The organism is Ruegeria sp. CL7 (assembly GCF_056536445.1).
In genome coordinates this window covers 1167947-1187816 of record NZ_JBQFPQ010000001.1, presented here as the reverse complement: position 1 = coordinate 1187816, position 19870 = coordinate 1167947, and the positions used below count along the sequence as shown (strand labels likewise).

The following is a 19870-nucleotide window of genomic DNA, read 5'->3' as shown; positions in this document are numbered from 1 at the left end:
CGCACCGGATCACAGCGCGGGTTTCGATTGGCATTCGCGTTGCGTTGTCAGGCGACAGCGTCGGCAAAGCTGTTGCGGTAAATCGCGGCAAGTTCATCAAGCGAGGCTTCCGAGCTGCCGATCTTCACCGTATCGCCGGTGAAACGACCAACCGCATTCAGTGGAACGCCGGCCTGACCGGCCGCAATCATCAATGCCTCGGCCTGATCGAAATTGCACGCAACAAGATAGCGGGCTTGATCTTCACCGAACAGGAATTCAGTCGGGGCGTCGTCAAGACATACGCCAACGCCTGCGGCTTCTGCCAGTTCGAAGGCAGCCAGAGCGATGCCGCCATCGCTGACGTCGGTGCAGGCCTTGATCATCTCGCGGTTGGCGCGGATGAAATCACCGTTGCGCTTTTCGGCATCCAGATCGACATGCGGGGCGTCGCCGTCTTCGCGGTTGAACACCTCGGCCAGAAGGGCGGATTGACCCAGATGCCCCTTGGTTTCACCGATCACAAGCGCAACGTGGCCTTCGCGCACCTCATTGCCGATGATCTCGTCCGAGTGCTGCAACAGGCCGACTGCGCCAATGGTGGGGGTCGGCAGAATGGCCTGTCCGTCAGTCTCATTGTACAGCGAGACGTTGCCCGACACGATCGGCATATCCAAGGCGCCGACTGCGGCGCCGATGCCCTGTATGGCACCGACAAACTGGCCCATGATCTCGGGCTTTTCAGGATTGCCGAAGTTCAGGTTGTCGGTTGTGGCCAGCGGCTTGGCTCCGACGGCGGTCAGGTTGCGATAGGCTTCGGCCACGGCTTGTTTGCCGCCCTCAATAGGGTTTGCGCGCACATAGCGCGGGGTCACGTCGGATGTGAAGGCAAGCACCTTGTCGGTCCCGTGGACGCGGACCATGCCCGCACCCAGACCCGGCGTGCGGACGGAATCCGCCATCACCATGGTGTCGTACTGTTCATAGACCCACTGTTTGCCTGCGTAGTTGGGCGACGCGAGCAGGGCGCGCAGCCCGTCAATCGGGTCGATCTGGGGCACTTCGGCCAGTTCCTCTGCCTGTGGCGTAGGCTCCCATGGGCGGTCGTATTCCGGCGCGGTAGAAGACAGTTTGGACAGAACCAGATCGGCTTTGACTTCACCGTTATGCATGATCAGAAAGCGGTCTTCGGCAATGGTTTCGCCAACGATCGCGAAATCAAGATCCCATTTTTCGAACACGGCGCGGGCCTCGGCCTCAAGCTCGGGCTTGAGGACCATCAGCATACGCTCCTGAGATTCGGACAGCATCATTTCATAGGCTGTCATGTTTTCTTCGCGCTGAGGAACGTTTTCCAGATCAAGACGTACGCCAAGGCCACCCTTGTCACCCATTTCAACGGCCGAGCAGGTCAGGCCCGCTGCGCCCATGTCCTGGATCGAGATCACGGCACCGGTCTGCATCAGTTCCAGCGTCGCCTCCATCAGGCGCTTTTCGGTGAAGGGGTCGCCGACCTGAACGGTGGGGCGTTTTTCTTCGATCGTGTCGTCGAATTCGGCGGATGCCATGGTCGCGCCCCCCACACCATCACGACCGGTTTTTGCGCCCAGATAGACGACGGGCATACCCACGCCCGACGCGGCCGAGTAGAAAATCTTGTCGCTGTCGGCCAGGCCAGCGGCAAAGGCGTTCACAAGGCAGTTGCCATTGTATGCGGGGTGAAAGCGCACTTCGCCACCGACGCAAGGCACACCGAAGCAGTTGCCATAGCCACCGATGCCCTCGACCACGCCGTTGACCAGTTGACGGGTCTTGTGATGGCCGGGTTCGCCAAAAGACAATGCGTTCATGGACGCAATGGGACGCGCGCCCATAGTAAAGACGTCGCGCAGGATGCCCCCCACGCCGGTCGCCGCACCCTGATAGGGTTCGATGTAAGACGGGTGGTTGTGGCTTTCCATCTTGAAGACCACGGCCTGACCGTCGCCAATGTCCACCACGCCTGCGTTTTCACCGGGTCCGCAGATCACCTGGGGCCCAGAGGTGGGCAGGGTGCGCAGCCATTTCTTCGAAGATTTGTAGGAACAGTGCTCGTTCCACATGGCCGAGAAAATGCCGAGCTCGGTGAAAGTAGGTTCACGCCCGATGATCTCGAGGATCATGTCATATTCCTCGGGCTTGAGCCCGTGTGCGGCAATCAGATCGGGTGTGATGGCGGGCTCTTGCATCTTCTGTCCTGTGTCCAAGTGGGCCGAGATTGCGCGCCTTGTAGGGCAAGCGCGCGCGTGTGGAAAGGGTCAAGACGGCGCAGGTTGCGTCTTTCAAAGAAAAACGGAACCGGCATCACTGCCGGTTCCGGATGAATGCGTCCCAAAATGGGTGCATGCAGCTGGCGCGGACCGCGAAGCTTACGCCGATCCCTGATCCTTGTTGAGCTGCGCTGCGGCTGCTGCACCAACAGCCGTCTTTTGTTCCGGGGTTAGGTTTTCATTGTCGTCCAGCCCCGGAATCGCAACGCGCACTTCGCGACGGGCAAAGTCGATGCCGTTTTCCTTGAAGGCCGCCTTGACCCGGTTGAAGATCTCCTTGCGCAGTGTGAACTGCTTGCCGGGCTTGGCCATGAACTTGCCGCGGATGATCATGCCGACATCGTCAAAATCGAACACACCTTGCGACTTGAACGGTTGCAGGAAGCCATCCTTGTGGGTCTCGTCCTCCATCATCTCAGCACCGATCTTCTTGAAGATCTTCTTGACCTTGTTGGGATCGGTGTCGAACGGCACGGTGAATTTCAGCTTCATGATCACCCAGTCGCGGCTGAAATTTGTCAGCTTCTGAATCTCACCGTAGGGTATCGTGTGTACAGGGCCGCGATGGTGACGCAACTGCATCGAGCGAACCGAGATTTTCTCGACAGTGCCCATCGTGCCGCCGACATCGACATATTCTCCGACGCGGAAGGCATCGTCGATCAGGAAGAAAACCCCGCCCACGATATCAGCAACCAGCTTCTGCGCACCAAAACCGATCGCCAGTCCCAGAACACCGGCACCGGCCAAAAGCGGTGTTATATTGATGCCCAATGCGCCCAGCGCCAGCAGGCCAAAAATCACGGCAATCGTAATCTGGGCCGTGATCCGCATCAGGGGCAGAACCGTCGCCAGACGAGAGCCGCCGACACCGCCGCCTTCACCGCCTGCTTCTTCGTCCAGCGCCTCGGCCGCAGTCTGTTCCTTGGCCAATCGGCGGTTGATCCAGAGCGAGACGACCTCGTTTAGGATATAGCCAACGGCGATGATCAGCAGGAATTCGATCACGGCACCGCCGACTTCGGCACCGACACCGGCCGAAGCGACATTGCGCAGGTCAAGATGCCATACGCGTGCAATCATGAAAACTACGACCAAGCCGGCGATAACGCGACCAATCCGGATGTAGCTGCGTTTCGCGGAACGGTAGGCGCGTTCAGCAAGAGGGCCTTCGCCCGACATTGGCGGTTGCAAATGCCGCACAAGACCGCGGATCAGCGTATCCAGCGCAGGTGCAATCAACAACCAGAACATCGTCGTGAAATGCGCGCCGCTGGTCAGCAATCTCAATGTTGCCGGATCACGCTGCGCGACCAGGAACTCGACCAGCAGCCAGATTGCCACCGAAACGCCGATGGCAAAATAGGGGTAATAATGTGCAACTTCTTCATCGAATTTCGTGTGATCCGGGTCTGTCCCCAGCATCATCTGCGACAGACCTTCACGCGCGGTCCAGGCGATTGCGGCGATATAGACGTGAATTGCCGCGTTCAGCCAGAAGCCAATGCGGGTATCGTCACCCGTGACGCCATTGAGTGCGTTGAACCGAACGACGAACAGCGTGAACCCGATCAGGATCAACAGACCGATCAGGTTACGGTGCAGGTACTTTGCCCAGTGGTCGTCGATATTGACCAACCGAAATTGCGGCTTCTCCGGCGCCAGAACAAACCGGGACGCTGCTGCACCCAATCGCGGCACCCAGATGAGATAGAATACAAACGGTGCAGCATAGGTGATCTGTTCCGTCGTCAGAAGACCGCGGCCCACCGCGCGGATCACTACATAGAAAATGATCAGCCCGGCGATTTCGCGGCAGAACCGGCGAAACAGGTATCTGACGGCGCCCCAAAGGTCGGCCTCGTCCGCGGCTTCGGTTGCTTCATGCCAGCGTCGGGTCAGGAAAATGAACAGCTTTTCCGCAATGAACCCGACAACAAGCACAGAGAGGACAAGCCCTATAAGTGTAAAGACACCGGTCGATCCGAACGTATCGCTAAAATTGCTGAACGCGGTAATCTGCGCCGTCACTATGTTGGGAAGCGTGGTCAGGACATGTGTCCAGGACGCGACCATTTCAGCCCAGATCTCGCTTATCTCGGTCAACGGGTCTTCTACGTTTGCTTTTTCGGCGGCTTGTTTTTCCGCCACGGCATCAAGGCGTTCCAACAGAATTGCGCGAACCTGATCATCGGACATGCGAGCAACAAGATCGTCGACCTGCTCGGGTGTCAGGTCTTCCGGGATGGTCACTGTAGAAGTTGAACCGGAGTCCTGTGCATATAGTGGCACTGCCATGAATAACGCGGAGACGAGCGCCAAAACCAGACGGAGTGGGTGGAACATGTATTTTCCCTCAAACACGAAATTGTATCGTTTTTTGAGGATCATATGCCTATGCGTGTATTTTTCCCAGAGCTTTCGCTGACTTAATGCAGGGTCCAGCCAAAAAAAAGGCCGAGCTATAAGCTCGGCCGTAGTCCAACAGGGAGGTATGAAGATGATGAGCGTTTCAGCATCACCGCCTTCGAGTGCTCATTTAGGGGTCAGTTAGTGAACGTTCAAGACAATTAACCCTGTGAACACTTCATGTCCGTTATGCTATTTACGCATAGCTACAGTTTTCCCATCTGTTTCAGTTGTTTACGCTGTGCGATGATTTCGTCCTGCACGAAATCGCGAAACGCTCCAACGCGTTTTGAATGCCGTAATTCTTCCGGGTAAGCCAGATAAACCGGAACATCTGCGGTTTCTATGTCTGACAGGATGGGCACGAGGTGCGGAAAATCCTGTGTGACGTAATCGGGCAGAACACCGATGCCCAGATTGTGCAAAACGCCCTGAAGCACGCCAAAATAGTTGTTCACAGTCAGCAAAGAGCCGGGATTATAGGTCATCAGGTGGCGCACCATGGCGGCACTGGCGCCAACCTGCGGCGCCGCAGGGGTCTGACAAATCAGACGGTGGTCCTTGATCTCTTCCAGGGACTGCAACATGCCGCCGTGGTTCTCGATATAATCCTGGGTTGCATACAACATCATCTGAACGGTCATAAGGCGCTTGCGCACCAGGTCGGCCTGGCTTGGCTCTTTCATGCGGATGGCGACGTCCGCTTCGCGCATCGGAAGATCCAGAACGCGTTCTTCAAGCATCAGGTCGATGTTCAGGTCAGGGTATTGCTCATACAGTTTCGGCAAGCGCGGTGCCAGCCAGAGTGTACCAAAGCCGAAGGTCGTTGTGACACGCAAAACACCGAAGACTTCTTCCTCGCTGTCCCGAATACGCGCGGCTGCGGCATCCAGCCGTTTCGACATGGCAGATGTGGCGTCAAACAACAACTCGCCCTGTTCGGTGAGAATCAGCCCCCGCGCGTGACGGTGGAACAGAGTGGCATCCAGAGACTCTTCCAGTGCGCGGATCTGTCGGCTTACGGCGGATTGAGACAGGTTCAGCTTGTCTCCGGCGTGCGTAAGGCTGCCCGCATCGGCCACCGCATGAAATATTCTAAGCTTGTCCCAATCCATTACCGCAACTTTCGTTATCTTTCAGAAGCCCTATATGAAATAGGTGACAAGTTCTACATTCAATGGACGAAATCGTTACATATCAGTGGATAAATTCTATACAGGTCAGAAATTATGACCTAAAATAAATCCAAGTATAGCACACTGATCTGACGAGGGGAGACGTCTGATGAGCCAGCCACAGATAACGCTGAACGACCGGTTCGATCTTGAGAAAAACCCGGTTCTTCTGAATGGAACGCAGGCGCTTGTGCGCTTGATGCTGATGCAAAAGGCCAGAGACCGGCAAGCGGGCCTTAACACCGCGGGATTGGTCACCGGATACCGCGGGTCGCCTTTAGGGGCAGTGGATCAGCAAATGATGCGGGCCCAAAAGCCACTGGCCGAAAGCGATATCACGTTTCAATTCGGTTTGAACGAAGACCTGGCGGCCACCGCGCTTTGGGGCAGCCAGCAGGCGGGCCTGCGCGGCGACGGCAAATTCGATGGGGTCTTCGGGCTTTGGTATGGCAAGGGGCCGGGCGTTGACCGGTCCGGTGACGTCATGCGCCACGCAAACATGGCAGGGACAGCCAAACATGGCGGTGTGCTCATGGCGATGGGCGATGACCATACCGGCGAAAGCTCGACGGTGCTGCATCAGTCGGAATGGTCGCTGGTCGACATGTACATGCCGATCGTCAGCCCCGCTGGCGTTCAGGAAATCCTTGATTATGGAATTTACGGATTTGCACTCAGCCGTTTTGCGGGGGTCTGGGTGGGCCTGAAGACGATGAAGGACACGATCGAAGTCACCTCGGTCGTGGATGGAAGTCCGGACCGGATGCAAATGGTCATCCCAGAATTCGACATGCCGGAAGGTGGGTTGAACATCCGGTTGGGCGACACGCCGCATCTGCAGGAAACGCGTGTCATCGATTACAAAAGGTTCGCGGCCGAAACGTTTTCACACGCCAACAAGCTGGACAGGCGGATGTGGGGCAAACCCGGCGCCAAGATCGGTTTTGTCGCGGCGGGCAAGAACTGGCTGGACCTGACACATGCGCTTTCGCTTCTGAATATCAACGAAGCCGAGGCCGAGCGTCTGGGGATTACCACATACAAGGTGGGGCAGACTTTCCCGCTGGATATGGTCGGATTCCACGATTGGGCCGAGGGGCTGGACCTGATCGTGATCGTCGAAGAAAAGCGCAAGCTGATCGAGGTTCAGGTCAAAGAGGCCATCTTTGACGACCGGCGCGGACGCCGGGTCTATGGCTGGTACAAAGGCGGTGCCGGGACACTGCACCGCGAAGAACTGTTCCCGACGCGCGGTGCGCTTGACCCGATCATGATCGCTGAAAAGCTGGGCGAGATCCTGATTGAAGAGGGGCGCGAGACCGATGGTATCCGGGCCGGGCTGGCGTCTTTGTCAGAAGCGCGCCGGGCCGACAACGCACAGGAAATAGCCACGCGGCTTCCGTATTTCTGTTCCGGCTGCCCGCATAACAGCTCGACAAGGGTACCGGAAGGCAGCCGCGCCTATGCCGGTATTGGCTGTCACTACATGGTTCAATGGATGGATCGAGAGACGACCGGTTTCACTCAGATGGGAGGGGAAGGCGCCAACTGGATCGGCGAGGCTCCGTTTTCGACGACCAAGCACGTGTTCCAGAACCTTGGCGATGGCACGTACAACCATTCGGGCGTTCAGGCGATCCGGGCTGCATTGTCCGCAGGAACGAACATCACCTTCAAGATATTGTTCAACGACGCGGTTGCCATGACCGGCGGGCAGGACAATGAAGGCGACCTGACCGCCGAACGGATCGTTGCCGAGGTCAAGGCAATGGGTGTCCGAGAGGTAGCCGTGGTTTACGATGAAAAAGAGGACGTCAACTTCAAGGCTCTACCCGCCAGCGTTCAGACATACGAGCGTGCCGATCTCATGCAGGTGCAGGAGAAGTTTCGCGAGATCGAGGGCGTATCGGTCATCGTTTACGTACAAACCTGCGCTGCCGAAAAGCGCCGCCGCCGCAAGCGCGGTACGTTCCCCGATCCCGACAAGCGCGTGTTCATCAACACCGATGTCTGCGAAGGCTGCGGCGATTGCGGTGTACAGTCAAACTGCGTGTCGATCGTTCCCAAACAGACCGAGCTGGGCCGCAAGCGGGCCATTGATCAATCGAGCTGCAACAAGGATTACTCGTGCTTGAACGGTTTCTGCCCGTCATTCGTGACGCTTGCGGGCGCGAAAATTCGCAAAGAGGCGACGACCGAAATTGATCTGCCAGATTTGCCAACACCAGATCTGCCGAAGATCACCGGCACGCACAACGTCGTGATTACCGGCGTCGGCGGTACGGGTGTCGTCACCATTGGCGCCATCCTTGCGCAGGCGGCGCAGATCGACGGAAAAGGCGCGGGCATGATGGAAATGGCGGGGCTGGCGCAAAAAGGCGGCGCAGTCCACATCCACTGTAGATTGGCCAACCGCCCCGAGGACATCAGCGCGATTCGCGTCGCCACTGGCGAGGCCCACGCGCTGATCGGTGGCGATCTGGTGGTCTCGGCCGGCGCAAAGACGTTGGGCCTGACGCGCACCGGACGTACGGGGGCCGTCGTGAACAGCCATGAAACGGTGACGGGCGACTTCACGCGTGATACCGAGTTCCGCATTCCGGCGGATCAGCTGGAACTGGCCCTGCAAGCGCGGCTGAAAGAAGATGTCTCGCTGTTTGATGCGACCGAACTGGCGCGCGCGGTGATGGGGGATTCAATCTATTCCAACATGATGATCTTTGGCGCGACCTGGCAGCGCGGGCTGTTGCCGGTCAGCCATCAGGCGATCTTTGAGGCCATCGAATTGAACGGCACGGCGGTCGAACGCAACAAACGTGCGTTTGATATCGGACGTTGGGCGGTTCTGCACCCGGAAGACGTGCAATCCATCCTTGCGCCGACCGTGGCCGAGATGCCCAAGGCACTGGACCAAATCATCGCGTTTCGCGCGCAGCACCTGACGGAATATCAAAGCGCCCGGCTGGCCAGGCGGTACCGCAAGCTGGTGGACAGTGTCGAGGACGCGTATGTGCGCGAAGCGGTAGCGAAAGGGTATCACAAGCTGTTGTCATACAAGGACGAATACGAGGTTGCACGTCTTCTGCTGACCAGTCGGGAAAAAGCGGCGGCCGAGTTTGATGGTGACTTCAAGATGACCTTTCACCTTGCCCCGCCGATATTCGGCGGATCGGGTAGCAATGGCAGGCCGAAAAAGCGCGCGTTCAGCGAATCCATCCTGACTGCATTGAAGCTGTTGACCAAACTCAAGGCATTGCGCGGCACACCACTGGACATTTTTGGATATTCATCCGAACGCAAGATGGAGCGCGCCCTGATCCGACAGTATGAAAAGGACATGCGCGAGGTACTGCCCTTGGTGTCGCAGGACACCCGTGATGCGATTGCTGCCCTGGCTCGTTTGCCGCTGGATATCCGCGGATTTGGGCCGGTACTGCGGGAAAATGAGGCCAAGGCTGCGAAACGGCGAGAAGAGCTGCTGGCCGTCATCCGCAGCGGTGGGCCTGAATTGCAAGCTGCGGCAGAGTAATTCGTCACAAGGGTGTCACGATAGCTGGTCAAACCTGTTGCTTGTACTTATTTTGCGGGCAGCAAAACGGAGCCCTTCATGTCTTCTCGTCGTCATGTCGTTCGTGAGATCTCGTATGCGCATTCCGCCGAAACCAAGGGGGGGCGGTTGGTCATCAGGCTGATGGAGAACACCACGGGACGGTTGCGTCTGATCAAACGGGCGGACGGATACGAAAAAGAAGTCGCAAAGGGTCGGGATTTTTGGTCGGTCATGGTCGATCGCTATGGATTGACCTTGGATGTCGTTGGTGGCGCGCTGGCGAATATCCCCAAGGAAGGTCCGCTTATCCTGATTGCAAACCATCCATATGGAATTCTGGATGGGCTGATGATGGGGCATATATTGTCTCAGACCCGTGGTGATTTCCGAATTCTCGCAAATCGCGTTTTCCGCAAGGCTGAAGACCTGAACCGTATCGTTTTGCCTGTTTCGTTTGATGAAACGAAAGAAGCGGTGAAACTGAACCTGGATACGCGGAAGACTGCATTGAATTACCTTGGCGATGGCGGCGCGATCGGGATTTTCCCTGGGGGTACGGTCAGCACCGGCGTTAATCCGTTTGCCCATCCTATGGATCCGGGTTGGCGCGGTTTCACGGCCCGAATGGTGGCGAAATCCAACGCCACTGTCGTTCCGGTGTTCTTCGACGGGCACACGTCACGTCTGTTTCAGATTGCTAGCCATATGCACAACACCCTGCGCATGGGGTTGCTGATCAAGGAATTCAAAAAACGTGTCGATACACCGGTCAAAGTGGTGATTGGCACGCCTATCGGGCGCGACATTCTGGATCCGCTGGGCAAGGATACGCGCAAGATGATGGATTTCCTGCGCAAAGCGACGTATGAGCTGTCTCCGACACCGCTGAAGTCTTATGACTATGGCTATGAATTTGAGGAACGGCATCGCGCCTGAAGGGGCTAATGGCAGTAGGTATCTTTGATTCCGGATTGGGCGGTCTTACCGTCCTGAGCGCCGCGCAGACACGACTGTCTGACGTTGATTTCCTGTATTACGCGGACAGCGCGCATGCCCCATACGGTGTGCGCGATGCCGAGGACATCTATCAGCTGACCCGAAAGGCCGTGCAGGACCTTTGGGATCGCGGCTGCAACTTGGTGATTCTGGCCTGCAACACAGCCAGCGCGGCGGCGCTGCGCCGGATGCAGGAAGAGGGCGTGCCCGAAGGCAAACGTGTGCTTGGTGTCTTTGTTCCCTTGATCGAAGCCCTGACCGAACGGCAATGGGGCGACAATTCCCCACCACGCGAAGTGGCGGTCAAGCATGTCGCCTTGTTCGCCACGCCCGCCACTGTATCCAGCCGGGCCTTTCAGCGCGAGCTGGCGTTCCGGGCAATTGGCGTGGATGTCGAGGCGCAGGCATGTGGTGGAGTCGTGGATGCCATTGAAGACGGTGACATGATCCTGGCCGAGGCGCTGGTGCGCAGCCATGTGGAAGCCCTCAAGCGCAAGATGCCTGAACCGCAGGCGGCCATTCTGGGCTGTACGCATTACCCGCTAATGGCTGACGTGTTTCAGGCGGCATTGGGACCTGACGTGCAGGTCTATAGCCAGGGGGAGTTGGTCGCGGAAAGCCTTGCGGATTATCTGCATCGCCACCCCAACATGCTGGGTAGTGGCCCGGGAGGGTTCCTGACGACGGGGAAACCCAATGTGGTGAGCGATCGGGCGACACAGTTCCTCCGACGACAAATCACATTCGAGGCTGCCTGACTTCGGTCAAGGACGCGGCCGCTCTGCTTTCATTATTTCAAGACCGTCGCATCGGCGGTCGTAACATGTGACACACGTTGAGAAGAGGTCTGACATGACCCATAAAATCGCAATTCTGGGCGCTTCGGGTTATACCGGTGCGGAACTGGTGCGGCTGATCGCCGAACACCCTAACATGGAAATCGCCGCGCTGGCCGCCGAACGCAAGGCGGGGATGACCATGGCGCAGGTTTTCCCGCATCTGCGCCACATGGATCTGCCGGACTTGTGCAAGATTTCCGAGATCGATTTTTCCCGGATCGATCTGTGTTTTTGTGCCCTTCCGCACAAGACCAGCCAGGAAGTGATCAGTGCACTGCCCAAGGATCTGAAGATCATCGATCTGTCTGCTGACTTCCGGCTGACTGACCCGGATGAATATGAAAAGTGGTACGGAAACCCGCATACCGCGCTCGAGCAGCAGGAAGAGGCCGTTTATGGCCTGACCGAGTTCTATCGCGACGAAATCCGGGGCGCACGGCTGGTGGCGGGTACGGGGTGCAACGCGGCAACCGGTCAATACGTTCTGCGGCCGCTTGTTTCTGCCGGGGTGATTGATCTGGACGATATCGTGCTGGATCTGAAATGTGCTGTATCCGGGGCAGGGCGGTCGCTGAAGGAAAACCTGCTGCACGCCGAACTGAGCGAGGGCACCAACGCCTATGCCGTCGGCGGGACCCACAGGCATCTCGGCGAGTTCGATCAGGAGTTTTCCAAGCTGGCCGGTCGTGCGGTTCATGTGCAGTTCACTCCGCACCTGATCCCTGCAAACCGGGGCATTCTGGCCACGACCTACGTAAAAGGTGACCCGCTGAGCATCTATGAAACGCTTGCAAAGGCTTATGCGGATGAGCCTTTCATTCAGATGCTGCCGATGGGCGAGACACCATCGACCCACCATGTGCGCGGGTCCAACTTCTGTCATATCGGAGTTGTGGCAGATCGGATCGAACGGCGTGCGATCGTGATCGCGGCGCTGGATAACCTGACAAAAGGTAGCAGTGGCCAAGCCTTGCAGAACGCCAACCTGATGTTAGGTGAGATTGAAACCCGGGGCCTGATGATGGCACCGTTATTCCCGTGAGGACGGTATGAAAACGCTCAAGAAACGTCGCCGAGTACAAGTCATTCTGGTAGCTGTCGTTGCCTTGGTGGCATCGACGGCGTTGATTGGCTATGCCATGCGCGACGGGATCAACTTTTTCCGCTCGCCAAGCCAGGTGATTGCCGAACCACCCAAGCCGACCGAGGTCTTTCGGATTGGCGGCCTGGTCGAAGAAGGTTCGATCATCCGCGGGCAGGGCGAAACCGTACATTTTGTCGTCACCGACGGCGGCGAAAGCGTCAAGGTTTCTTTCACCGGGGTTCTGCCTGATTTGTTTTCGGAAAATCAGGGCATGGTCGGCACCGGACGTTACGTGAACGGCGTGTTCGAAGCCACGGAAATTCTTGCCAAACATGACGAAACCTATATGCCGAAGGAAGTCGTGGACGCGTTGAAAGAGCAGGGCGTGTACAAAGAGGCTGAAGAAAGCTGACCTGACCCACATTTGTGTTGAGGGCGTTGCGCGCGGGATGCGGGCAGCGCCCTCGGTCGTTCAGGCTTGTTAATTCTTTTTCGGGATCGTCAGCGCCATTCAACGAAATGAGGGCGCTATGCAAACGGTTCGGCAGATTGCCAATGAAATTGTGCGTCGGGAAGGCGGGTACGTGAATGACCCGGACGATCCGGGCGGGGCAACCAAATTCGGTGTCACCATCCATACGATGCGCCGGCTTGGACTGGATCGGACCGGGGATGGGCTGGTTGACGTGGCGGATGTCCGGGCGCTTACTCAGCGCGAGGCGGTCGACATCTTTGTTCAGCACTACTTTGAAAAGCCACGCATCGTGCTGTTGCCAGATGTTCTGCATGCCCCTGTTTTTGACATGTACGTCAATGCCGGTGCGCAAGCAGTAATAATCCTGCAACGGCTTTTGCGTGATATGGGGTTTGACGTCGTGGCAGATGGCGTGATCGGCGCGCAAACGGCACAGGCGTGCGAAGACGCGGCCCAACCAGACCCCAACGCGTTGCGCGATGCGTATGGTGTGGCGCGGCGGAACTATTACTTTCGGCTGGCCGACAAACGCCCGGCATCCAGAAAATACGCGCGCACCCGATCCGGTGGCAAAGGAGGCTGGATCAAACGGGCCGAAGAGTTTCTGTCGCCACGCTATCGTCTTACGGAAAGTGAATTCAAGGAAAGGGTTGCGGCATGGGGTTGATCTCGGGGGTATTGGCGCTGCTGTTTGGGGGCGGTCGCAACGCTGTGCGTGAGACGGTTGAAATATACCGGGAAAACGCCGAGTCCCGTGCCGAGCGCGCGACAGAGTTGCAAAGTCAGGCAATGACGCAGTTCGGCCGAGAGTTCGTGGTTCCTCAAAAAGGACTGTACGACCGCGTTATGGATGGCGTGAATCGGTTGCCGCGCCCGGCGTTGGCACTTGGAACGCTGGGATTGTTTGTTGCCGCAATGGTGGATCCGCTGTGGTTCGCTGAACGCATGCAGGGCATTGCGCTGGTGCCGGAACCTCTTTGGTGGTTGCTGGGCGTGATTGTGTCTTTCTATTTTGGCGCGCGCCATCAGAGCAAAATGCAGGATTTTCAGCGGGATATAGGCGCAGCCATGCAGCGGTTGCCGACGGTCATGGGGAACATAGAAACAGTACGGGCCATGCGCAGCGACAGCCCGGGCGTCGCCGACCCCGGCCCTGATGGCAACCTGATGCAGAACGCCTCGCGTCCTGATGCGAATCCAGCATTGACCGATTGGCGCAAGCTTCGAGGGCTTTGACCCGCGACACTATGTGCCCCCGGATCGTGCGAAAGTTAATGGCCCCCGGTTCGGCCTCGCAGTATATTCCGGGGCATGATTACAGAGCTTGGCCATTTCGCCCTCATCCTCGCCTTTTTCGTCGCCATCGTACAAAGCGTGGTGCCTCTGATCGGTGCGTCAAAAAACTGGACCGGCTGGATGGCTTTTGCCGAGCCTGCTGCCATCGTCCAGTTTCTGCTGACTGCATTTTCCTTCGGTGCGCTGATCTGGGCATTCATCGTGTCGGACTTTTCGCTGCGGATCGTGGTCGAAAACAGTCATTCGGCCAAGCCGATGATCTACAAGATCAGCGGGACGTGGGGAAACCACGAAGGATCGATGTTGCTTTGGGTGCTGATTGTCACGCTGTTCGGAGCGATGGCGGCGTTCTTTGGGGGCGGGTTGCCCCCAAGCCTGAAGGCGCGTGTGCTTGCGGTTCAATCTGCCATTGCTGTGGCATTTTTTGCTTTCATACTGTTTACCTCGAACCCGTTTGACCGGCTGGCAATCGCGCCGTTTGACGGGCGGGATTTGAACCCGTTGTTGCAGGATCCCGGTTTGGCCTTCCATCCGCCGTTTCTGTATCTCGGCTATGTGGGGCTGAGCATGGCGTTCAGTTTTGCCATCGCGGCGCTGATCGAAGGGCGTATCGATGCGGCATGGGGCCGCTGGGTTCGCCCATGGACGCTGGCCGCCTGGGTGTTTTTGACAATCGGCATCGCGCTGGGGTCCTGGTGGGCCTATTACGAGCTGGGCTGGGGCGGCTTCTGGTTCTGGGATCCGGTTGAGAACGCTTCTTTCATGCCGTGGCTCCTGGCGGCAGCGCTGCTGCATTCGGCAATTGTTGTTGAAAAGCGCGAGGCGCTGAAAAGCTGGACCATCCTGCTGGCAATCATTGCCTTTGGGTTTTCGCTGATCGGAACATTCATCGTTCGTTCGGGGCTGCTGACCTCGGTTCACGCCTTTGCCAATGACCCGGAACGCGGGGTGTTCATCCTGTTCATTCTGGTGGTTTTCATCGGCGGGGCGCTGACTTTGTTTGCCGCGCGGGCGCAGGCGATGGAGGCCAAGGGTGTTTTCGGCATGGTCAGCCGCGAAAGCGCGCTAATCGTAAACAACGTCCTGCTGGCGGTCAGTTGTTTCGTGGTCTTTGTCGGTACCATGTGGCCGATGGTGGCCGAGATGATGTTTGATCGCAAACTCTCGGTCGGAGCGCCGTTTTTCAACGCTGCATTCTCCCCATTCATGGTTTTGCTGGGATTGATCCTTCCCATCGGGGCCATGTTGCCGTGGAAACGCGGGCGGATTGGAAAAACGGCCTGGTCGCTGCGCTATGCCTTTGGTCTCGCCTTGGCGATTGCCCTGTTGGTTTGGGCGATGCAGACCGGCCGCAGCGCTTTGGGGCCGGTGGGTCTGTTCCTTGGGGCGTGGATTACATTTGGCGCCATCGTTGATCTGTGGAGCCGTACGGGGCGCAATGGCAGCCTGAAACGCTTGTTCCGTCTGCCTGGGGCGGATTGGGGTAAAGCCGTTGCTCATACCGGGCTGGGTGTTACCATCTTTGCCATTGCAGGCCTGACTGCGTGGGAGGACGAGGATATTCGTGTCGCCCAACCCAACCAACCTTTCGAAGTGGGACAGTTCACGCTGACGCTGCAAGATGTCCGTCGGGTCGAGGGGCCGAACTATTTTTCGACTACGGCGGATGTTCTGGTTGAAAAGAATGGCCGTCCGATCGGGACATTGCACCCGGAAAAACGGGACTACCCCGTTGCGCGGATGCCCACGACCGAAGCGGCGATCGATTATCGTTTCCTCGGGGACCTTTACGTCGTGATCGGCGATCAACAGGCAGATGGTGGCTGGGTGATGCGAACCTATATCAAGCCGCTGGCAAACTGGATCTGGGGCGGCTGTATCCTGATGGCGCTTGGCGGTGTCCTGAGCCTGTGTGACAGGCGCTTCCGCGTGGCCGCAGGCGCAAGAAAAACCCCGGTCGGCGGAGTACCTGCGGAATGAAACGCCTTGTTCTGATTGTGATGATGTTCGCAACCCCTGTCTTTGCGGTGCAGCCTGACGAGGTTCTGGATGATCCGGTTCTGGAACAGCGTGCGCGGGATCTCAGCGCCGGACTGCGTTGCCTTGTGTGCCGCAATGAGAGCATCGACGAAAGCAACGCGGATTTGGCGCGTGATCTGCGCGTGTTGTTGCGGGAACGGTTGGTGGCTGGGGATACGGACGAACAGGCGATCGCGTTTATCGTTGATCGGTATGGCGAATACGTACTTCTGAAACCGACTGCCAGCGGCTCGAACCTGTTTTTGTGGCTGGCCGGGCCAATCATGCTGTTGATCGCTGCAGCGGTTGGGTTGAACTTTCTCCGTACCCGGTCCAAGGCCCGTGCGTCAGTGGACTCTGCCGCGTTGAGTGAGGACGAAAAAGAACGTCTGCGTCAAATTCTTGAAGACTGACGCGTGGTTCTGCTTTTCCCGTCCCGTCCGGGCCAGTAAGTGTGCAAAAACACATGGCGCGACGGGAGGGTTTTCATGAATTACGAAACGGTTGCTCTGGAGATTGCAGATGGTCTGGCAGTTCTGACGCTGAACAGGCCGGATAAGATGAACGCGCTGACCACCCAGATGCGGGCAGAGATTACGCACGCGATGAAAGATGCAGCGGTCAAGGCGCGCTGTGTCGTCATCACCGGTTCGGGCCCTGCGTTTTGTTCCGGGCAGGATCTGGGCGATGCGTCTTCAACCGGCAAGATCGATCTGGAACGGTCGCTGCGCGATGAATATGAACCGATGCTGGAGACGATCCACAATTGCCCGGTGCCCACGATTGCCGCGGTGAACGGACCGGCGGCCGGGGCAGGCGCGAACCTTGCCCTTTGTGCAGATGTGGTGATTGCCACCGAAAGCGCCTATTTCCTACAGGCATTTGCCCGTATCGGTCTGCTTCCCGATGCCGGGGGAACATGGTTCATGCCCCGTCAGATGGGGTTGGCCAAAGCAATGGGCGCGGCCTTGTTTGCCGACAAGATCACCGCAAAGCAGGCGGATGAATGGGGCATGATCTGGGAAGCCGTGCCGGATGACGCCTTCGCCGATCATTGGCGCAAGAGGGCAGAGTATCTGGCAAAAGGCCCCACGGCCGCCTATGGCGCAATCAAGCAAGCCATTCGCGGAACGTATGAAAACACCCTGCGACAGCAGCTTGCGACCGAGGCGCACCTGCAAGGCGAATGTGGCCGTTCGCGGGACTTTGCCGAAGGTGTTGTGGCCTTCATGGAAAAACGCCCTCCGAAATTCGAAGGGCGCTGATCAGGCTGGCATCATGCGCGGCGGCGGCGGCGTGTGCGGCGATCCGGTGCCGCATCGTCGTCCGTCCCGTCCGAGGCGGATGTGAACGGACCCAGCGTATCAGTGATCTGATCGAGTGTCGGGCGTTCGCCACGAGGTGTGGTATCCAGCGCCTCGCGCATCTTGCGCAGGTGGTCGGGCATGGTTCCGCAGCACCCGCCAATGATGGTCGCGCCGGCATCCCGCGCCATGGCGGCATACTGCCCCATCAGTTCGGGCGTGCCGTCATAATGGATGTGACCATCCACATATTTCGGAATGCCTGCATTGCCCTTCGAAATCAGCGGGCGTTCAGTCCCTTGCGCGGCAAATCCCAGTACGGTGCGCAGAATGTCGGATGCGCCGGTGCCGCAATTCGCACCGAAAGCGATGGGAGGATTCGGCAGGGTTTCGACCAGTTGTGCCAGATCGGCCGAGGTGACACCCATCATCGTGCGTCCGGCCGTGTCAAAGCTCATTGTGCCGCACCAGGGCATGTCGGCCAGGGCAAAGGCTTCGGCGGCGGCGCGAAACTCTTCCGGGGCGCTGATGGTTTCCACCCACAGAACATCCACCCCACCTTCTTTCAGCGCTTCCGCCTGTTCGTGGAACATTTCCACGGCTTCCGCGTGCGACAGGCTGCCGACCGGTTCCATGATTTCACCAGTCGGGCCGACCGATCCTGCAACGACGACAGGTCGTCCCGCCTTGTCGGCGATTTCGCGCCCCAGCTCGGCGCCGATGCGGTTAAGCTCGCCCACGCGGTTGTGCGCGTCATGCAGTTTCAGCCGTGCCGCTGTGCCGCCGAACGTGTTGGTCAGGAACAGATCGCTGCCTGCATCAACCGACCCCTGATACAGAGCCCGGATCTTGTCCGGGGCATCCACGTTCCAGAGTTCGGGAGCGTCACCAGATTGCAGGCCCATGTTGAACAGATTCGTTCCCGTGGCACCATCGGCCAGAATGGCGTCATTGGATTCCAGAAGCTTGCTCAGCGCGTTTGTCATAGGGTTGTTCCAGGAAAAGGCGCAAAACGCCGTTAAAAAAAGAGACGCCCCGTGTCTCATGACCAAGGCGTCAAATCAAATTCATAAAACTCATGAAGATCATGAGTCGGACGCCCTGGGCTCAGTTGGTCTCGCTCAGAACCTGTGCCTTGGCTTCCGGCAGAAGCTCGGCCATTTTTGCGCGGACTTCCTCGTCCGAGGACAGGTTGCCCAGGTCACCCGAAACCTTGCGAACGACATCTTCGTGCCCGGCTTCCTCGAAGTCGGAAATCACGACCGTCTTTGCATATTCTTCGGCGTCGGCACCGGATTTACCCAGTTTTTCAGCAGCCCAAAGACCCAAAAGCTTGTTGCAGCGGGCTTGTGCTTTGAACTGCATCTCTTCATCATGGGCAAACTTGGCTTCAAAGGCGTTTTCGCGTTCGTCGAACGTCGTCATAGGGCAAGGACCTCTTGGGTTATGTCTTCTTTCCTGATGATATGACTATACGACGTCCCATGCGCAAGGGATTTGCGCTGCGTCAAAGCCTCTCGGGTACATGAACTTGCGGGAAATGGGTGCTTGGACTATGAGGACGCCAACGTGAGGGGACTCAATCCCTCTGTGCAGAGTGGAAAGGTCGCTTATGGCGCGTCGCAAGAAAATCTACGAAGGCAAGGCCAAGATTCTGTACGAAGGCCCCGAACCGGGCACGATCGTCCAGTATTTCAAGGATGACGCCACCGCCTTCAACGCGGAAAAGAAGGACGTGATCGACGGCAAGGGTGTGCTCAACAACCGCCTGTCGGAATTCTTCATGACCGGCCTGACCCAGATCGGCATTCCGAACCACTTCATTCGCCGCCTGAACATGCGTGAACAGCTGGTTCGCAACTGCGAAATCGTTCCGCTGGAAGTGATCGTGCGCAACTATGCCGCCGGATCGATGTCCAAGCGCTTGGGCATTGCAGAGGGCACGCAACTGCCGCGCCCGATTGTCGAGTATTGCTACAAGGACGATTCGCTGGGTGATCCGCTGGTCACCGAAGAACACATCGCCGCGTTTGGCTGGGCCAGCCAGCAGGACATGGACGATATCCTCAGCCTTGCCTTGCGCGTGAACGATTTCATGAGCGGTGTGATGCTGGCGGTGGGCATTCGTCTGGTCGACTTCAAGATCGAGATCGGCCGCGTGTTTGAAGGCGATTATCAGCGACTGATCGTAGCTGACGAGATCAGCCCCGACAGCTGCCGCCTGTGGGATATTGAAACCGGCCAGAAACTGGACAAGGACGTGTTCCGCCGTGATTTGGGCAGTTTGACCGACGCCTATTCCGAAGTTGCACGCCGTCTGGGTGTCCTGCCCAGCAACAATGTCACCAAGCCGACGCTGATCAACTAGGAACAGCCGGACCACAAGTTTGCCAAAGCGCCGCAACCGTGTTTGCGGCGTTTTTTCGTTCGCGGTT

At 57.9% G+C, this 19870-nt stretch carries 16 protein-coding genes; 11 read left to right on the top strand and 5 right to left on the bottom strand.

Annotated features, from left to right (window positions below):
- Positions 1-47: 47 nt before the first annotated feature.
- From purL to ACR0LI_RS05995, 3 genes are all read right to left on the bottom strand, one after another.
- Complete coding sequence (gene purL, locus ACR0LI_RS06005; protein WP_480718179.1) at positions 48-2207, bottom strand: phosphoribosylformylglycinamidine synthase subunit PurL; 2160 nt, start codon at positions 2205-2207, stop codon at positions 48-50.
- Between the two features lie 180 nt (positions 2208-2387).
- The gene (locus ACR0LI_RS06000; protein WP_209833232.1) at positions 2388-4634 is read right to left on the bottom strand and encodes a mechanosensitive ion channel domain-containing protein; all 2247 of its coding nucleotides are present in this window, start codon (positions 4632-4634) and stop codon (positions 2388-2390) included.
- A 269-nt stretch (positions 4635-4903) separates the two neighbouring features.
- The gene (locus tag ACR0LI_RS05995; protein ID WP_171116088.1) at positions 4904-5812 is read right to left on the bottom strand and encodes a LysR family transcriptional regulator; all 909 of its coding nucleotides are present in this window, start codon (positions 5810-5812) and stop codon (positions 4904-4906) included.
- Positions 5813-5981: 169 nt separating this feature from the next.
- Between ACR0LI_RS05995 and ACR0LI_RS05990 the strand changes: the two genes are divergently transcribed.
- From ACR0LI_RS05990 to ACR0LI_RS05945, 10 genes are all read left to right on the top strand, one after another.
- Positions 5982-9401 carry an indolepyruvate ferredoxin oxidoreductase family protein gene (locus ACR0LI_RS05990; RefSeq protein WP_480718178.1) on the top strand — a complete coding sequence of 1140 codons (3420 nt, stop codon included), beginning with the start codon at positions 5982-5984 and terminating at the stop codon, positions 9399-9401.
- 78 nt (positions 9402-9479) lie between these two features.
- Positions 9480-10358 carry a lysophospholipid acyltransferase family protein gene (locus tag ACR0LI_RS05985; protein WP_171632698.1) on the top strand — a complete coding sequence of 293 codons (879 nt, stop codon included), beginning with the start codon at positions 9480-9482 and terminating at the stop codon, positions 10356-10358.
- Between the two features lie 8 nt (positions 10359-10366).
- A complete protein-coding gene (locus ACR0LI_RS05980) occupies positions 10367-11176 on the top strand; it encodes a glutamate racemase (RefSeq protein WP_171632695.1) in 810 nt (269 codons plus the stop codon).
- A 94-nt stretch (positions 11177-11270) separates the two neighbouring features.
- Positions 11271-12299: an N-acetyl-gamma-glutamyl-phosphate reductase gene (gene argC, locus ACR0LI_RS05975; protein WP_480487468.1), complete on the top strand. Its 1029-nt coding sequence runs from the start codon at positions 11271-11273 to the stop codon at positions 12297-12299.
- A 7-nt stretch (positions 12300-12306) separates the two neighbouring features.
- Positions 12307-12753, top strand: a complete 447-nt coding sequence (gene ccmE, locus ACR0LI_RS05970; RefSeq protein WP_171116077.1) for a cytochrome c maturation protein CcmE — start codon at positions 12307-12309, stop codon at positions 12751-12753.
- A 118-nt stretch (positions 12754-12871) separates the two neighbouring features.
- Entirely contained in the window at positions 12872-13483 is a 612-nt protein-coding gene (locus tag ACR0LI_RS05965; RefSeq protein WP_480490108.1) for a holin-associated N-acetylmuramidase, read from the top strand.
- A complete protein-coding gene (locus ACR0LI_RS05960) occupies positions 13474-14052 on the top strand; it encodes a holin family protein (RefSeq protein WP_480490110.1) in 579 nt (192 codons plus the stop codon). Before ACR0LI_RS05965 ends, ACR0LI_RS05960 begins: the two co-directional genes overlap by 10 nt.
- A 75-nt stretch (positions 14053-14127) precedes the next feature.
- Complete coding sequence (locus ACR0LI_RS05955; RefSeq protein WP_171116071.1) at positions 14128-16092, top strand: heme lyase CcmF/NrfE family subunit; 1965 nt, start codon at positions 14128-14130, stop codon at positions 16090-16092.
- The gene (locus tag ACR0LI_RS05950; RefSeq protein WP_480490111.1) at positions 16089-16544 is read left to right on the top strand and encodes a cytochrome c-type biogenesis protein; all 456 of its coding nucleotides are present in this window, start codon (positions 16089-16091) and stop codon (positions 16542-16544) included. The genes ACR0LI_RS05955 and ACR0LI_RS05950 overlap by 4 nt, the downstream gene beginning before the upstream one ends.
- A 75-nt stretch (positions 16545-16619) precedes the next feature.
- Entirely contained in the window at positions 16620-17396 is a 777-nt protein-coding gene (locus ACR0LI_RS05945; RefSeq protein WP_480718177.1) for an enoyl-CoA hydratase-related protein, read from the top strand.
- Positions 17397-17407: 11 nt separating this feature from the next.
- Here the strand turns inward: ACR0LI_RS05945 and bmt are convergent, their stop codons facing one another.
- Both bmt and ACR0LI_RS05935 read right to left on the bottom strand, forming a co-directional pair.
- Complete coding sequence (gene bmt / locus ACR0LI_RS05940; protein WP_171632672.1) at positions 17408-18421, bottom strand: betaine--homocysteine S-methyltransferase; 1014 nt, start codon at positions 18419-18421, stop codon at positions 17408-17410.
- Between the two features lie 121 nt (positions 18422-18542).
- The gene (locus ACR0LI_RS05935) at positions 18543-18860 is read right to left on the bottom strand and encodes a DUF1476 domain-containing protein (protein WP_480718176.1); all 318 of its coding nucleotides are present in this window, start codon (positions 18858-18860) and stop codon (positions 18543-18545) included.
- Positions 18861-19047: 187 nt separating this feature from the next.
- Here ACR0LI_RS05935 and purC point away from each other — a divergent pair, with 187 nt between their 5' ends.
- Positions 19048-19803 carry a phosphoribosylaminoimidazolesuccinocarboxamide synthase gene (purC, locus tag ACR0LI_RS05930; protein ID WP_117869044.1) on the top strand — a complete coding sequence of 252 codons (756 nt, stop codon included), beginning with the start codon at positions 19048-19050 and terminating at the stop codon, positions 19801-19803.
- Positions 19804-19870 lie beyond the last annotated feature (67 nt).

Bases quoted from the DNA above. Each gene is read 5' to 3' on its own strand.
- purL (WP_480718179.1), bottom strand. From the start codon at position 2,207: ATGCAAGAGCCCGCCATCACACCCGATCTGATTGCCGCACACGGGCTC.
- ACR0LI_RS06000 (WP_209833232.1), bottom strand. From the start codon at position 4,634: ATGTTCCACCCACTCCGTCTGGTTTTGGCGCTCGTCTCCGCGTTATTC.
- ACR0LI_RS05995 (WP_171116088.1), bottom strand. From the start codon at position 5,812: ATGGATTGGGACAAGCTTAGAATATTTCATGCGGTGGCCGATGCGGGC.
- ACR0LI_RS05990 (WP_480718178.1), top strand. From the start codon at position 5,982: ATGAGCCAGCCACAGATAACGCTGAACGACCGGTTCGATCTTGAGAAA.
- ACR0LI_RS05985 (WP_171632698.1), top strand. From the start codon at position 9,480: ATGTCTTCTCGTCGTCATGTCGTTCGTGAGATCTCGTATGCGCATTCC.
- ACR0LI_RS05980 (WP_171632695.1), top strand. From the start codon at position 10,367: ATGGCAGTAGGTATCTTTGATTCCGGATTGGGCGGTCTTACCGTCCTG.
- argC (WP_480487468.1), top strand. From the start codon at position 11,271: ATGACCCATAAAATCGCAATTCTGGGCGCTTCGGGTTATACCGGTGCG.
- ccmE (WP_171116077.1), top strand. From the start codon at position 12,307: ATGAAAACGCTCAAGAAACGTCGCCGAGTACAAGTCATTCTGGTAGCT.
- ACR0LI_RS05965 (WP_480490108.1), top strand. From the start codon at position 12,872: ATGCAAACGGTTCGGCAGATTGCCAATGAAATTGTGCGTCGGGAAGGC.
- ACR0LI_RS05960 (WP_480490110.1), top strand. From the start codon at position 13,474: ATGGGGTTGATCTCGGGGGTATTGGCGCTGCTGTTTGGGGGCGGTCGC.
- ACR0LI_RS05955 (WP_171116071.1), top strand. From the start codon at position 14,128: ATGATTACAGAGCTTGGCCATTTCGCCCTCATCCTCGCCTTTTTCGTC.
- ACR0LI_RS05950 (WP_480490111.1), top strand. From the start codon at position 16,089: ATGAAACGCCTTGTTCTGATTGTGATGATGTTCGCAACCCCTGTCTTT.
- ACR0LI_RS05945 (WP_480718177.1), top strand. From the start codon at position 16,620: ATGAATTACGAAACGGTTGCTCTGGAGATTGCAGATGGTCTGGCAGTT.
- bmt (WP_171632672.1), bottom strand. From the start codon at position 18,421: ATGACAAACGCGCTGAGCAAGCTTCTGGAATCCAATGACGCCATTCTG.
- ACR0LI_RS05935 (WP_480718176.1), bottom strand. From the start codon at position 18,860: ATGACGACGTTCGACGAACGCGAAAACGCCTTTGAAGCCAAGTTTGCC.
- purC (WP_117869044.1), top strand. From the start codon at position 19,048: ATGGCGCGTCGCAAGAAAATCTACGAAGGCAAGGCCAAGATTCTGTAC.